Source organism: Rhizobium sp. AN80A (genome assembly GCF_030053015.1).
GTDB classification, from domain to species: Bacteria; Pseudomonadota; Alphaproteobacteria; order Rhizobiales; family Rhizobiaceae; genus Rhizobium; species Rhizobium metallidurans.
The window spans coordinates 157,323-170,323 of sequence record NZ_JASJPX010000003.1 but is presented as its reverse complement, the minus strand read 5'-3'; the positions used below and the strand labels follow the sequence as shown (position 1 = coordinate 170,323).

At 63.7% G+C, this 13,001-nt stretch carries 14 protein-coding genes; 11 read left to right on the top strand and 3 right to left on the bottom strand.

Annotation, left to right across the window (positions count from 1 at the left end; all coding sequences use genetic code 11):
- Positions 1 to 28 precede the first annotated feature (28 nt).
- From P3R82_RS12360 to P3R82_RS12340, 5 genes are all read left to right on the top strand, one after another.
- Positions 29 to 892: an ABC transporter substrate-binding protein gene (locus P3R82_RS12360; protein WP_246400182.1), complete on the top strand. Its 864-nt coding sequence runs from the start codon at positions 29 to 31 to the stop codon at positions 890 to 892.
- A 20-nt stretch (positions 893 to 912) separates the two neighbouring features.
- On the top strand, positions 913 to 2,007 hold the full coding sequence (locus tag P3R82_RS12355) for an iron ABC transporter permease (protein WP_283196329.1): 1,095 nt from the start codon (positions 913 to 915) through the stop codon (positions 2,005 to 2,007).
- A 9-nt stretch (positions 2,008 to 2,016) separates the two neighbouring features.
- Positions 2,017 to 2,808, top strand: coding sequence for a heme ABC transporter ATP-binding protein (locus P3R82_RS12350; protein WP_183900542.1), 792 nt, complete (start codon positions 2,017 to 2,019; stop codon positions 2,806 to 2,808).
- Between the two features lie 144 nt (positions 2,809 to 2,952).
- Positions 2,953 to 3,300: a hypothetical protein gene (locus P3R82_RS12345; protein ID WP_283194043.1), complete on the top strand. Its 348-nt coding sequence runs from the start codon at positions 2,953 to 2,955 to the stop codon at positions 3,298 to 3,300.
- A gap of 9 nt (positions 3,301 to 3,309) precedes the next feature.
- Complete coding sequence (locus tag P3R82_RS12340; protein ID WP_183900544.1) at positions 3,310 to 3,711, top strand: hypothetical protein; 402 nt, start codon at positions 3,310 to 3,312, stop codon at positions 3,709 to 3,711.
- Positions 3,712 to 3,800: 89 nt separating this feature from the next.
- Here P3R82_RS12340 and P3R82_RS12335 read toward each other — a convergent pair whose 3' ends face one another.
- Both P3R82_RS12335 and P3R82_RS12330 read right to left on the bottom strand, forming a co-directional pair.
- The gene (locus P3R82_RS12335; protein WP_018897185.1) at positions 3,801 to 4,355 is read right to left on the bottom strand and encodes an RNA polymerase sigma factor; all 555 of its coding nucleotides are present in this window, start codon (positions 4,353 to 4,355) and stop codon (positions 3,801 to 3,803) included.
- A gap of 10 nt (positions 4,356 to 4,365) precedes the next feature.
- A complete protein-coding gene (locus P3R82_RS12330; protein ID WP_283194042.1) occupies positions 4,366 to 4,569 on the bottom strand; it encodes a NepR family anti-sigma factor in 204 nt (67 codons plus the stop codon).
- Positions 4,570 to 4,842: 273 nt separating this feature from the next.
- On the opposite strand from P3R82_RS12330, the gene P3R82_RS12325 reads away from it, so the two are divergent.
- From P3R82_RS12325 to preA, 4 genes are all read left to right on the top strand, one after another.
- A complete protein-coding gene (locus P3R82_RS12325) occupies positions 4,843 to 5,637 on the top strand; it encodes a response regulator (RefSeq protein WP_112432269.1) in 795 nt (264 codons plus the stop codon).
- A 186-nt stretch (positions 5,638 to 5,823) separates the two neighbouring features.
- A complete protein-coding gene (locus P3R82_RS12320) occupies positions 5,824 to 6,840 on the top strand; it encodes a PAS domain-containing sensor histidine kinase (protein WP_283196328.1) in 1,017 nt (338 codons plus the stop codon).
- A 445-nt stretch (positions 6,841 to 7,285) separates the two neighbouring features.
- Positions 7,286 to 8,647: an NAD(P)-dependent oxidoreductase gene (locus P3R82_RS12315; protein ID WP_283194041.1), complete on the top strand. Its 1,362-nt coding sequence runs from the start codon at positions 7,286 to 7,288 to the stop codon at positions 8,645 to 8,647.
- Between the two features lie 15 nt (positions 8,648 to 8,662).
- Positions 8,663 to 9,976: an NAD-dependent dihydropyrimidine dehydrogenase subunit PreA gene (gene preA, locus P3R82_RS12310; protein ID WP_283194040.1), complete on the top strand. Its 1,314-nt coding sequence runs from the start codon at positions 8,663 to 8,665 to the stop codon at positions 9,974 to 9,976.
- A gap of 183 nt (positions 9,977 to 10,159) precedes the next feature.
- Here preA and ftrA read toward each other — a convergent pair whose 3' ends face one another.
- On the bottom strand, positions 10,160 to 11,188 hold the full coding sequence (ftrA, locus tag P3R82_RS12305; RefSeq protein ID WP_283194039.1) for a transcriptional regulator FtrA: 1,029 nt from the start codon (positions 11,186 to 11,188) through the stop codon (positions 10,160 to 10,162).
- 77 nt (positions 11,189 to 11,265) lie between these two features.
- On the opposite strand from ftrA, the gene P3R82_RS12300 reads away from it, so the two are divergent.
- Together P3R82_RS12300 and P3R82_RS12295 are read left to right on the top strand one after the other, a co-directional pair.
- Positions 11,266 to 11,715, top strand: a complete 450-nt coding sequence (locus P3R82_RS12300; protein WP_283196327.1) for a rhodanese-like domain-containing protein — start codon at positions 11,266 to 11,268, stop codon at positions 11,713 to 11,715.
- 82 nt (positions 11,716 to 11,797) lie between these two features.
- Positions 11,798 to 12,856: a glycosyltransferase family 4 protein gene (locus P3R82_RS12295; protein WP_283194038.1), complete on the top strand. Its 1,059-nt coding sequence runs from the start codon at positions 11,798 to 11,800 to the stop codon at positions 12,854 to 12,856.
- Positions 12,857 to 13,001: the final 145 nt, after the last annotated feature.

Below are 13,001 nucleotides of genomic sequence, written 5' to 3'. Positions count from 1 at the left end.
CGATCGTCGGCCATCGACGGCGCAATCCATGCTGCGGGGCTTGTTTGCCCTGCCGCTGGCCGCCTCGCTGCTTGCCTTCTCGCCCGCCGCCTACGCCCAGGAAAAGCTCGACAGCACCCGTCTGATCTCGATCGGCGGCGACATCACCGAGATCATCTACGCGCTCGGCGAAGAGAAGCGCCTGATCGCCCGCGACACGACGAGCCTGTTTCCCGACCAGGCCCTGAAGCTGCCGGATGTCGGCTACATGCGCGCGCTGTCTCCCGAAGGCATCCTCGCCATGAACCCGACGGCGATCGTCGCCGTCGAGGGCTCCGGCCCGCCGGAGGCGCTGACGGTGCTGCGCAGCGCCAGCGTGCCCTTCGAGACGGTCCCGAACGCCTACACGCGCGACGGCATCCTCGCCAAGATCGACAAGGTCGGCGCGCTGCTCGGCGTCGAGCCAAAGGCGGCCGAGCTGCGCCAGAAGGTCGCCACCGATCTCGACGCCGCTATGACCAGCGCCGCCAAGCGCCCGGAAGGCGAACGCAAGCGTGTTCTCTTCATCCTCAGCATGCAGGGCGGCAAGATCATGGCCTCGGGCACGGGCACGGCGGCCGATGGCATCATCAAGCTGGTCGGCTCGATCAACGCGGTCGGCACCTTCCCGGGCTACAAGCCGCTGACCGACGAAGCGATCATCGAAGCCAAGCCCGACGTCATCCTGATGATGAACCGCGGCGACGGCGCGGGCACCAAGAACGAGGACCTGATGAAGCAGCCGGCGCTGGCGCTCACCCCCGCCGTTCAGAACAAGGCGATCATCCGCATGGACGGGCTCTACCTGCTCGGCTTCGGGCCACGCACAGCCGGCGCGGTTCGCGAACTCACCCAGGCGATCTACGGGGGCTGACCTTGGCGGTACTGAACGACATGGACGAACGTCGCATCGTGTTTTCGGCCGCGGGGATGCTTGAGCGTCACCGGGCCGGCGATCGCTCGCTGATGGCACTGGCGGTCATCGCGCTGCTGGTGATCGGCTCCGTCCTGTCGTTGCTGTTCTCCGTCACGACAGGTGCCTCGGATGCGTCCTTCCTCGACGTGATCGCCAACGCCGCCGGATCGGATGACGCGCTGAGCATGCGCGACCGCATCATCATCTTCGACATCCGCATGCCGCGCGCCATCCTCGGCTTCCTCGTCGGCGGCTCGCTGGCGGTGTCGGGCGCCGTCATGCAGGGCCTGTTTCGCAACCCGCTGGCTGATCCCGGCCTCGTCGGCGTCTCCTCCGGCGCCGGCCTCGGCGCTGTCGTCATGATCGTGCTCGGCGGCGGCTTTGTCGCGCCGCTCTACGTCCTGCTCGGCATCTACGCGCTTCCATTCGCAGCCTTCGCCGGTGGCCTCGCCACGACGCTGCTTCTCTACCGGATCGCCACCAGCAACGGCCAGACGTCAGTCGCGACCATGCTGCTCGCCGGTATCGCGCTCGGCTCGCTCGCCGGCGCCATGACCGGCCTGCTGGTCTACATGGCCAACGACCAGCAGCTGCGCGACCTCACCTTCTGGAGCATGGGCTCGCTCGCCGGCTCGACATGGACCAAGATCACCGCCGCCGGCCCGATCATCCTCCTGTCCTTCATCGTCGTCCCCTTCCTCGCCAAGGGCCTGAACGCCATCACGCTCGGCGAAGCCGCCGCCTTCCACATGGGCGTTCCCGTCCAGCGGCTGAAGAACATCGCCATCGTCACGGTCGCGGCGGCCACCGGCGCATCGGTCGCCGTCAGCGGCGGCATCGGCTTTGTCGGCATCGTGGTGCCACATGTGCTCAGAATGGCGATCGGCCCCGATCATCGCTATCTCCTGCCGGCTTCGGCCCTGCTCGGTGGTTCGCTGCTGATCTTCGCCGACGTTATCGCCCGCACCATCGTCGCGCCCGCCGAACTGCCGATCGGCATCATCACCGCGGCCGTCGGCGGCCCGTTCTTTCTCTGGATCCTGCTGCGCCAGCGGTCCCGTCTCGCCCTTTGAGTGATTGTCATGATCGAAGTCTCCGGCGTCTCCGTCCGCCTGTCGGGCAAAACCATCGTCGAAGACGTCGGCTTCACCGCCGCCTCGGGCAAGCTGACGGCGATCGCCGGGCCGAACGGCTCCGGCAAGACGACGACGATGAAGGCCGTATCGGGCGAACTGCCCTATAACGGCTCGATCCGCATCAACGGCGAGGACGTACGCGGGCTTCAGCCATACCAGCTGGCCGCCCTGCGCGGCGTGCTGCCCCAGGCAAGCAACATCTCCTTCCCCTTCACCGTCCGCGAAATCGTCCGCATGGGCCTGACCTCGGGACTCAACCGACACCCCGAACGCGCCGAGCAGACGGCGACCAAGGCGCTGTCTTCGGTCGATCTCGACGGCTACGAGGGCCGCTTCTATCAGCATCTCTCCGGCGGTGAGCAGCAGCGCGTGCAGCTTGCCCGTGTCCTTTGCCAGATTTCCGAACCCGTCGTCGACGGCAAGCCGCGCTGGCTGCTCCTCGACGAGCCCGTCTCCAGCCTCGATATCAGCCACCAGCTGACGATCATGCGGCTTGCCCGCGCCTTCTGCGACGCCGGTGGCGGCGTCATCGCCGTGATGCATGACCTCAACCTGACGGCGCTGTTCGCCGACCAGATCATTCTCATGCAAGAGGGTGGCCTCGCGGCTCGCGGTACCGTGCACGAGGTGCTGACCGACGAGACCATGCGCTCGGTCTTCGGCTGCCCGCTGCGTATCAACAAGGTGCCCGATGACGGCACCCCTTTCGTGCTCGCCCACAGCGCTGTCGGCGGCTGAGCCGGCGCGGAACCTTTTGCCCACAGCCGGCGTTAAGCCATTGATTTGGGTCATTGCCGGGCATCTGTGTTCATGCAAGCTTGCGTTCTGATCCTGTGTTTAACCAGGCGGCGCGAAACCGCGCCGTAACAATGGAGAAAACCAGTGGCATCTTTCCTTCAGTCCGGCCGTCAGCGTCGCAACGGCAGCGCCGCCCTTCAAAACATCGAGGCGACGATCGAGGATCAGATCGCGTCGCTACAGGATGAAATCGCCGCGCTGACAAAGATGGTCGGCAAGAGCTCGCGCAAGCAGAGCGAGAAGCTGACGGCACAGGCGGCATCCGGATACGAAGATCTTGTTGCCCGTAGCGAGGACTTGCTGCGCGACCTGCAGGATGGTTATTTGCGCGGCGCGTCCGAAGTGCGCGACACCGTTCGCAAGCACCCGGTCGCCACCATCGGCGCTGCTGCCGCGTTCGGACTGGTCGTTGCCCTCCTGGCACGACGCTAAGGAGGCTAGATGCTGTTCCCGATCCTCAGCCTCCTGGTAGGCACGAGTGTTCAACGCACCGTTGCGCGCACCAAGCGCAACGGTATTTTCATTGCCATCGCAGCGATTTTCGTGCTGACCGCCTATGCGCTTGCAGTGACCGCCGGTGCGATATGGCTCGCCGGCATCTACGGCGCCGTTGGAGCAGCACTGTTTCTCGCGGCCTGCGCCCTTTTGATCGCGATCATCGTGCTGATTGTCATGATGGTGATGAATGCGCAGGAGGCCCGGCGCGCCCGGGAACGCAAGCAGGCGTTGGAGAGCGCCGCCGCCGCAAGCCTCGGCCTCATCCGCTCGCAACCGCTTCTGACCGCCGGCGTGATCGCCGCCATGGTCGCCGCCAATCTGTTCACGTCGAAGGGTCGCGACTAAATACCCGGCCTTTTTCATATCACCACGCACGAAAAAACCGGCGCCCACCAAGGGCCGCCGGTTTTTTTCTTGGGCGCTGAACGCTTTCGTCAGAAGGCGAAGGCCTTGGAGGTCAGCGGCGACGAGGTCGCATCCGGTCCGAAATCGGCTTCACCGGTGATCTGCAGCATTTCCTGCAGCCGCTGGCGGGCGCGATTGACGCGGCTCTTGATCGTTCCGACCGCGCAGCCGCAGATTTCGGCGGCTTCCTCGTAGGAGAAGCCGGAGGCGCCGACCAGGATGATCGCTTCGCGCTGGTCGCTCGGCAATTGCTCGAGCGCCTTCTTGAAGTCCTGAAGATCGAGCGCGCCATATTGCGACGGATGCGTCGCCATGGATTCGGTGAAGAGGCCATCGCTGTCCTGGATCTCGCGGCCCGCCTTGCGCATCTGGCTGTAGAGCTCGTTGCGCAGGATGGTGAAGAGCCAGGCCTTCATGTTGGTGCCCATCTCGAAGTGGTCCTGCTTGGCCCACGCCTTCATGATGGTGTCCTGCACGAGGTCGTCGGCGCGGTCATGACGGCCGATCAGCGAAATGGCGAATGCGCGCAGGCTCGGGAGAGCCGAAAGAAGCTCGCGTTTGAAGCTTGGTTGCTGCTTGTCCATCGATTGACCTTCACTTCGCTGCTTTGGCCGAGGCAAGTTCGGCCTGGTCGAGCTTTTCGAGGAGATCGAGGAAACGATCCGGGATCGCCTCCTCCTGGACAGCCGCGTAAAGCGATCTCAGCCTGACCCCGATCTGGCTGTTGGGGTCCATGATATCGCTTGCACGCAACTCAGCACGTTGCCCGTCTATCTGTTCGTTCTTCCGGCTTGTCATTAACTCTTCACTTCTCGTCCGTTGTCTCTAAGCCTCGCCTGCCGCTGCGGGAAAACCTTCATTCCGGTCCCCCGCCGCCATGGTCGAATTCTCGCCAGACAACCTTCTCGGAATGCATGTAGTGTCGCAGGTCGGTTTACGATGAGCCCCTTGTCGTGGGCAGTAGAATGCGCGGCGGTAAAAAAAGTTCCTGATGTTCTGGAACTTTTTTCAGGTAGTGTGCGTTCTCGATGCACTGGAGCTGTTTTTCGGCCCTGCTTATGGGAGCTTTCTATGACACTTTCTACTCGAATTGCGCCGCACCTTCCTTATCTGCGCCGCTATTCACGGGCGTTGACCGGCACACAGACATCAGGCGACGCATATGTCGCAGCAGTGCTTGAGGCAATCATTGCCGACATATCCATTTTCCCCGATACATCGAACGATCGCGTCGCACTCTACAAACTGTTCACGGCGCTGTTTGGTTCCTCGACGGTTCAGATTCCCGAGCCCTCCTCCCCCTATGCCTGGGAGCAGCGCGCCACCATCAACCTCGGCAAGGTCTCGCCGCGCGCCCGCCAGGCATTCATCCTGGCCTCGGTCGAGAACTTCCGCGTCGGCGAGATCGCCGAAATCCTCGACAGCGAGGAAAGCGAAGTGGCCAACCTGCTCGACAGCGCATCGCGCGAGATTTCCCGCCAGGTCGCGACCGATATCATGATCATCGAGGACGAACCGCTGATCGCCATGGATATCGAGCAGATGGTCGAAAGCCTCGGCCACCGCGTCACCGGCATCGCCCGCACCCACACGGAAGCCGTGGCGCTGTACAACAAGACCAAGCCGAGCATGGTTCTTGCCGACATCCAGCTTGCCGACGGCAGCTCGGGTATCGACGCGGTCAACGACATCCTAAAGACCTCGAGCGTGCCGGTGATCTTCATCACCGCCTTCCCCGAGCGCCTTCTCACCGGCGAGCGTCCCGAACCGACCTTCCTCGTCACCAAGCCATTCAACCCTGACATGGTCAAAGCTCTGATCAGCCAGGCGCTATTCTTCAATGAAAGCACGAAGGCAGCCGCCTGACGCTATATTTCAGCAATTGCGGAACAATGCGAAATGGGGAGCGTTCCAGTCCAACTGAAGCGCTCCCCGGATATTAAGATTTTATCTAGCGCTTGCCCCTAAAAAGAAGCGGTAGGCGGGCTTTCGGGTCCGCTGGCGGCATAAACGGATTGAAGGAAAGGCGGCTGGGTGAAGAGGACTGGACCATTGGCCGGCGCGCCCTTCGCATTGGAAGGCAAAGAGCTGTTGATGGAGCGGGCGCTCGCCAGCGCGGGCATCGCCGTTGTCTATCAGGATCCCGACCTCGGCATCGCCTATGCCGAGAACCTTCCCGCGCATCTCGAACATGCCGTTCTGCCCGGTGGCAGCGATGCCGACATGTTCGGCGAGGTGCATGGCCGCAATCTCGAAACATTGAAACGCAAGGTGCTGGAAAGCGGAACGCCGGCGAGCACCGAAGCCGACATCGCCATCGACGGCGAAATGCGCACCTACGAGATCAAGGTACAGCGCGTCACGCTCGGCCATGAGATGGGACTGCTGTCTGTTATCACCGAGATCACCGAGACCAGGCACCGCGAGAAGGTGCTGAAATCGCTTCTGCGTGAACTCTCGCACCGTTCGAAGAACCTGCTCGCGATCATCCAGGGTATCGCCACGCAGACCGCCCGCAACACACTGTCTCTCGACAGCTTCCTCGTGAAGTTCCGCGGCCGTCTGCAGTCGCTGTCGAACTCCCAGGATCTCATCACCGACAGTAGTTGGCGCGGGGCCTTCCTCTTCGAACTCACCCGCAAGCAGTTCGCCCCCTATTGGCCCGAGAGCGCCGGCCCCCTGCCCGTCACCGGGCTCAATGTTCACCTGACCCCGAATGCCGCGGTGCATGTCGGCCTTGCGCTGCACGAACTGATCGTCAATTCCGCGACCTTCGGCGCCATTGCCGGCGGTGCGCCTGCGATCGCACTCGACTGTCAGGAAACCATGCACGGCGACCGCAAGGCGATCAGCTTCAGCTGGACGGAAACACTGCCCAATTCCGACGAAGTCCACGAGTTCAGCGAGAATACCTTCGGCCGCATCGTGCTCGAGCGCGTCGTGCCCTCCTCGGTCAACGGCAAGGCGGATCTGCGCCTGACGCCCGGCCGCATCGAGTATCATCTGTTGATCCCCGATACCGAATTCGAGATCCTCAAGCGCGCGCCGCAGCAGGTCGGCGGCGCCTGACCGTCAGCACCTGACTTTTCCATCCATATCCGTCGAAAACAGCGCATAAGAAAACAGCCAGTGCGAGGGCGGCGCACCGGCTGTTTTCACTCACCGGGAGGGGACCGTGAGTGTGATCCGAAGGTGGTTTGGGGGCGCGCATTTTTGGGTCGATGCGATCACCATTCGGATATCGCCATAACGGGCTATACAGGGAATGGTTCCCGCCCTTGCCGAAAAATCTCGGATTTTTTCGACTATTCTTCCGTTCGAGCGATCGGCAGCGCCGCCGACGATCTATTGGCGGCTTCACGCCCGCCGATCCGCCCACGAAAAACCATTGAAAATCAGCATGATGCGGCAAGTGCCAAGCCCACCCTATGCTAAAATTTTACCGTTTGATAAATTTTTTATCCTGAGTTACGCTTCCGTCCACTGGCCGTTTACCTATAATGAGGGAACTTCAATGGAACGTCTGGACACTGGGATTCATGCTGGCCGGCTTTCGCCCGCCGAGTATGACAAGAATTTCTCCGATCTGCATCCTCGCCTCGACAAGCATGAGGCCCTGGTCGCCTCCGACCGCTGTTATTTCTGTTATGACGCGCCCTGTATGACGGCCTGTCCCACCGCCATCGATATCCCGCTCTTCATCCGGCAGATATCGACTGGCAATCCGCTGGGCTCCGCCAAGACCATCTTCGACCAGAACATCCTGGGCGGCATGTGCGCCCGCGTCTGTCCCACCGAAGAGCTCTGCGAGCAGGCCTGCGTGCGCAACACGGCCGAGGAACGCCCCGTCGAGATCGGCCGCCTGCAGCGCTACGCCACCGATGCGGCGATGCAGGCTGGCAAGCAGTATTACACCCGCGCCGCCTCATCGGGAAAGACGGTCGCCGTCGTCGGCGCCGGCCCGGCCGGGCTCGCCGCCGCGCACCGTCTCGCCGTCAAGGGCCATGAGGTCGTGATCTACGACGCCAAGCCGAAATCCGGCGGCCTCAACGAATACGGCATCGCCACCTACAAATCCGTCGACGGCTTCGCGCAAAAGGAAGTCGACTACGTGCTCTCGATCGGCGGCATCGAGATCAGGCACGGGCAGCTGCTCGGCCGCGACTTCCAGCTCGCCGACCTGCAACAGCAATATGACGCCGTCTTCCTCGGCATCGGCCTCTCGGGCGTCAACGCGCTGCGCGTCGAGGGCGAAAGCCTCGCGGGCGTCGACGACGCGGTCGATTTCATCGCCGCGCTGCGCCAGACCGACAACAAGGCCGACATCGCCATCGGCCGCCGCGTGATCGTGCTCGGCGGCGGCATGACCGCCATCGACGCGGCCGTGCAGGCCAAGCTGCTTGGCGCCGAGGAAGTGACCATCTGCTACCGCCGCGGCAAGGAGCACATGAACGCATCGGAGTTCGAGCAGGATCTCGCGACCTCCAAGGGCGTCATCATCCGCCACTGGCTGGCGCCGAAGGCAATCCTCGCGCAGGACGGCAAGGTCGCGGCCCTTGAGGTCGAATACACCACGCTGTCGGAAGGACGCCTGGCGACCACCGGCGAGACCGGCGTCATTGCCGCCGACCAGATCTTCAAGGCGATCGGCCAGACCCTCGTCTCGTCCAGCCTTGGAAGCCTGCGTCTGGAATCCGGCCGCATCGTCGTCGATGAACAAGGCCGCACCTCGCTTGACGGCGTCTGGGCCGGCGGCGACTGCGTCTTCGGGGGCAACGACCTCACCGTCTCGGCCGTCGCCAATGGCCGCGACGCCGCCGAATCCATTCACCGCATGCTGGCCGCTGATGCGCAGCCGGCCGTTGCCGTCGCCTGAAGGGGAGAGTGAACCATGGCTGATCTCCGCAACAATTTCGTCGGCATCAAATCGCCGAACCCCTTCTGGCTCGCCTCGGCGCCACCGACAGACAAGGCCTACAACGTCGAGCGCGCCTTCAAGGCGGGCTGGGGCGGCGTGGTCTGGAAGACGCTGGGCGAGGAAGGCCCGCCCGTCGTCAACGTCAACGGCCCGCGCTACGGCGCGATCTGGGGCGCCGACCGCCGCCTGCTCGGTCTGAACAACATCGAACTGATCACCGACCGCGACCTCTACACCAACCTGCGCGAAATGAAGCAGGTGAAGATGAACTGGCCGGACCGCGCGCTGATCGCCTCGATCATGGTCCCCTGCGAGGAAGAGAGCTGGAAGGCGATCCTGCCGCTGGTGGAAGAAACCGGCGCCGACGGCATCGAGCTCAACTTCGGCTGTCCGCACGGCATGTCCGAGCGCGGCATGGGTGCGGCCGTCGGCCAGGTGCCCGAATATATCGAGATGGTGGTGCGCTGGTGCAAGCAGTACACCCGCATGCCCGTCATCACCAAGCTGACGCCCAATATCACCGACATCAGGAAGCCGGCCCGCGCGGCCAAAGCCGGCGGCACCGACGCCGTGTCGCTGATCAACACGATCAACTCGATCACCTCGGTCAATCTCGACACCTTCTCGCCGGAACCCTCGATCGACGGACGCGGCAGCCATGGCGGCTATTGCGGCCCGGCGGTCAAGCCGATCGCGCTCAACATGGTGGCCGAGATCGCCCGCGATCCGCAAACCCAGGGCCTGCCGATCTCGGGCATCGGCGGCGTCACCACCTGGCGCGACGCGGCCGAGTTCCTGGCGCTCGGCGCCGGCAACGTGCAGGTCTGCACGGCGGCGATGACCTACGGCTTCAAGATCGTCCAGGAGATGATCTCGGGCCTGTCCGACTGGATGGACGCCAAGGGCCACCGCAACCTCGACGACATTACCGGCCGCGCCGTGCCCAATGTCTCCGACTGGCAGTATCTGAACCTCAACTACATCGCCAAGGCCAAGATAGACCAGGACGCCTGCATCAAGTGCGGCCGCTGCCACATCGCCTGCGAGGACACCTCGCATCAGGCGATCACCCAGTTCGTCGATGGCGTCAGGCACTTCGAGGTGATGGAAGACGAATGCGTCGGCTGCAACCTCTGCGTCAACGTCTGTCCCGTCGAAAACTGCATCACCATGGAGCAGCTACCCGCGGGCAGCCTCGACGAACGCACCGGCAAGACCGTCGACCCCAACTACGCCAACTGGACGACGCACCCGAACAACCCGATGGCCCGGCAGGCTGCGGAGTAAGCAGCTACCCTGCGGGGTGTGAGCGAGCAGAGTCTTCTGCCGCACAGACGTGCGGCGGCTGGATCCCTGTGACGAGCACAGGGATGAGGGAGTTTGTGGGAGCGCAACGCCAATCTCCACCCTCATTCCTGTCCTTGTGACAGGAATCCAGCCACCGCGCGTCCGCGCGGTGAATGACCCACCTTAAGCTTCGGCGTCACCTTGACCCGCAAAGCCACAACCCGAAAACACCTTCCGATAAGCCCCCGGGCTGGTTCCCAGCCTTCGGCGAAAATGATGCCGCATCGTTGCCGGCGTGCCGAAGCCGCAGGCGGTGGCGATGTCGTCGAGCGATGCCTCGCCCTTCCGCTCCAGGAGTTCGCGGGCATGCCGCAGCCGCTCGGTGAGCAGCCACTCGCCGACGCTCGATCCCGTCGTTGCCTCGAAACGGCGCTGGAAGGTGCGTTGGCTCATCCCCGCCTTTGCCGCGAGCAAGCTGATCGGCTGGTCCTCATCAAGCCGCGCCCGCATCCATTCGATGAGCGGCCCGAGCCGCACGCCTTCGCGCGGCTGCGGCACGGGAGTGCGGATGAATTGCGCCTGCCCGCCCTCGCGGTGCGGCGGCACGACGAGGCGCCGGGCGACCGAATTGGCCGCCTCCGCGCCGAAATCGCCGCGCACCACATGCAGACAGAGATCGATGCCGGCGGCACTGCCCGCCGCCGTCAGTATTCGCCCCTCGTCCATGTAGAGCACGTCGGCATCGAGCCCGATCTCGGGATAGCGCTCGGCGACGGAGGCGACATAACGCCAGTGCGTCGTCGCCCGCTTGCCCGCAAGCAACCCCGAGGCGGCCAGAACCGCAACACCCGAGCATAGCGACATGATCCGCGCCCCGCGCCCATGCGCCGCCCGCAACGCCTCTATCAGCCCGTCGGGCACCGGCGCATCGATCGCCCGCCAGCCGGGCACGACGATCAGATCGGCATCCTCGAGATCGTCGAGACCGCCATCGACGGTGACGCTCAGCCCACCGGCCGCACGAAGCGGTCCGGCTTCGACGCCACAGGCGCGAAAGCGATACCAGTTCGACCCCATCTCCGGCCTCGGTAGGCCGAAGACTTCGTAGGCGATGCCGAATTCGAACGTGCACAGGCCGTCATAGACGAGCACGGCGACCTTGGGTCCTGATAGTGCGGCAGCATTTGGCATGATCTTTACGCCAGTCGTCATTATGGCCAGTTTCGCCAACACCTATCATCGCGCATCCTCGCCGGCAACAGCAACGACAGGAGACACCAATGACCGACATGATCCCCGAACAGCAGCCCGCACCCCACCCCACGGCACCAAGCCACGTCGCCGAAACCCCGGCCGCGGCACCCGAGGCGATCGCAGCCTACTATGCCCGCAAGCTCGCCTTCGAGACCGATTGCTGGGACGTCCACGCCTCGCTTGCATCGGGACGCACCGACTTCGTCCTCCTCGACGTCCGCTCTCCCGCCATGTTTGCCCTGTCGCACGTGCCCGGCGCCCAGAACCTGCCGCATGGCAAGATGACCGCGCACCGTATGTCTCAGTGGCCATCGGACACGCTCTTCGTCGTCTATTGCGCCGGCCCGCATTGCAACGGCACCGACAAGGCGGCCCTTCGCCTCGCAAGGCTTGGATACCGGGTCAAGGTGATGATCGGCGGCATGACCGGTTGGGCGGACGAAGGCTTCGATTTCGAAACCGGGTCGGCCAACGAAATCGCCTAACGACGGGCATATGCGCCGAACGGGGAGATTGAGTTTTCCGCGCCGGCGCGCATAGTCATCGCAGGCTGGAGAGGTGGCCCGCATGACCCGTCATATCGTTGCCATCGGCCCGCTGCCGCCGCCGCTTCACGGCTTCTCCTTCGCCACCGCGGCGATGGTGGAACTCCTCTTGGAAGACCACACCGTGGTCACCACCAACCTCTCGCCACCGGAAGGCGGTTCCCGCCTCTGGCGGCATCCGGCAAAGGCAATCAAGGTCTTCGCCGCGCTCGCCAGTCTCGCACGCGAGCGCGGACACCCAGACAAGGCCTGCTACCTCGCCTGCGACGGCGGCTTCGGCCAACTCTACACGCTTTTGCTGGTGGCCTTCGCCCGGCTCTTCGCCTACCCGACCTATCTGCATCACCACAGCTTTCGCTATATCGACCGGCCGAGCATTGCCATGCGCGCCATTCTGGCGCTCGCCGCTCCCGACCTCACCCATGTCTTTCTCTGCGGCATGATGCGCGACCGGTTCACCGACACCTATGACAGACGCCTGCACACCGCCATCGTCTCAAATGCCGCCTTCGTACATCCACTAAGCGAGGGCGTGGCGATCCCGGTCCGTCCGCTAACGATCGGAATGCTCAGCAACCTCAGCCGCGCCAAGGGGCTCGGGACGTTTCTCGATTTGCTGCGCCACGCGATCCTGCAGGGCTTGCCGATCCGCGCCGTGCTTGCCGGCCCGGTGACAGATAACGACGACCGCGCCATGATCGACGCGGCGCTCAATGAATTCGCTGGCACGCTCGACTATCGCGGCCGCGTGCTTGATGACGACAAGGCGAAGTTCTACCGCGATATCGACGTCTTCGTCTTTCCGACGACCTACGTCAACGAGGCCCAGCCGATCGTCGTCTTCGAAGCCAAGGCGGCGGGAAGCGCCGTCATCGCCTATGATCGCGGCTGCATCCACAACCAGCTCGATGAGACCGACCTCCTCGTCCCCGCCAATGGCGCGTTCACGGAGATCGCCATCGCCTGGCTGTCGGAAATCCCCTCCGACGACCGGCGAGAGCAGCGAAGACGCGAGGCAAGGCAGATGTACGAGATCAGGCAGAAAACCGCGCGCAAACAGGCGAAGTCCTTGATGCAGTGAAATTTCCTGCCTCGCCCGCTGGAAATCTGGATGACTTGACGCATATTTTCAATCCTGCTCATTAGAGATCTGTCTCGCGCCCCGAACCGAAAACTGGAAATCCCACAGCATGCCCCCTTGCAGCGCGCTTCGCGCCCACACCAGC

Bases quoted from the DNA above. Each gene is read 5' to 3' on its own strand.
- P3R82_RS12335 (WP_018897185.1), bottom strand. From the start codon at position 4,355: ATGGACAAGCAGCAACCAAGCTTCAAACGCGAGCTTCTTTCGGCTCTC.
- P3R82_RS12360 (WP_246400182.1), top strand. From the start codon at position 29: ATGCTGCGGGGCTTGTTTGCCCTGCCGCTGGCCGCCTCGCTGCTTGCC.
- P3R82_RS12355 (WP_283196329.1), top strand. From the start codon at position 913: ATGGACGAACGTCGCATCGTGTTTTCGGCCGCGGGGATGCTTGAGCGT.
- P3R82_RS12315 (WP_283194041.1), top strand. From the start codon at position 7,286: ATGGAACGTCTGGACACTGGGATTCATGCTGGCCGGCTTTCGCCCGCC.
- ftrA (WP_283194039.1), bottom strand. From the start codon at position 11,188: ATGACGACTGGCGTAAAGATCATGCCAAATGCTGCCGCACTATCAGGA.
- P3R82_RS12295 (WP_283194038.1), top strand. From the start codon at position 11,798: ATGACCCGTCATATCGTTGCCATCGGCCCGCTGCCGCCGCCGCTTCAC.
- P3R82_RS12330 (WP_283194042.1), bottom strand. From the start codon at position 4,569: ATGACAAGCCGGAAGAACGAACAGATAGACGGGCAACGTGCTGAGTTG.
- P3R82_RS12350 (WP_183900542.1), top strand. From the start codon at position 2,017: ATGATCGAAGTCTCCGGCGTCTCCGTCCGCCTGTCGGGCAAAACCATC.
- P3R82_RS12340 (WP_183900544.1), top strand. From the start codon at position 3,310: ATGCTGTTCCCGATCCTCAGCCTCCTGGTAGGCACGAGTGTTCAACGC.
- preA (WP_283194040.1), top strand. From the start codon at position 8,663: ATGGCTGATCTCCGCAACAATTTCGTCGGCATCAAATCGCCGAACCCC.
- P3R82_RS12325 (WP_112432269.1), top strand. From the start codon at position 4,843: ATGACACTTTCTACTCGAATTGCGCCGCACCTTCCTTATCTGCGCCGC.
- P3R82_RS12300 (WP_283196327.1), top strand. From the start codon at position 11,266: ATGATCCCCGAACAGCAGCCCGCACCCCACCCCACGGCACCAAGCCAC.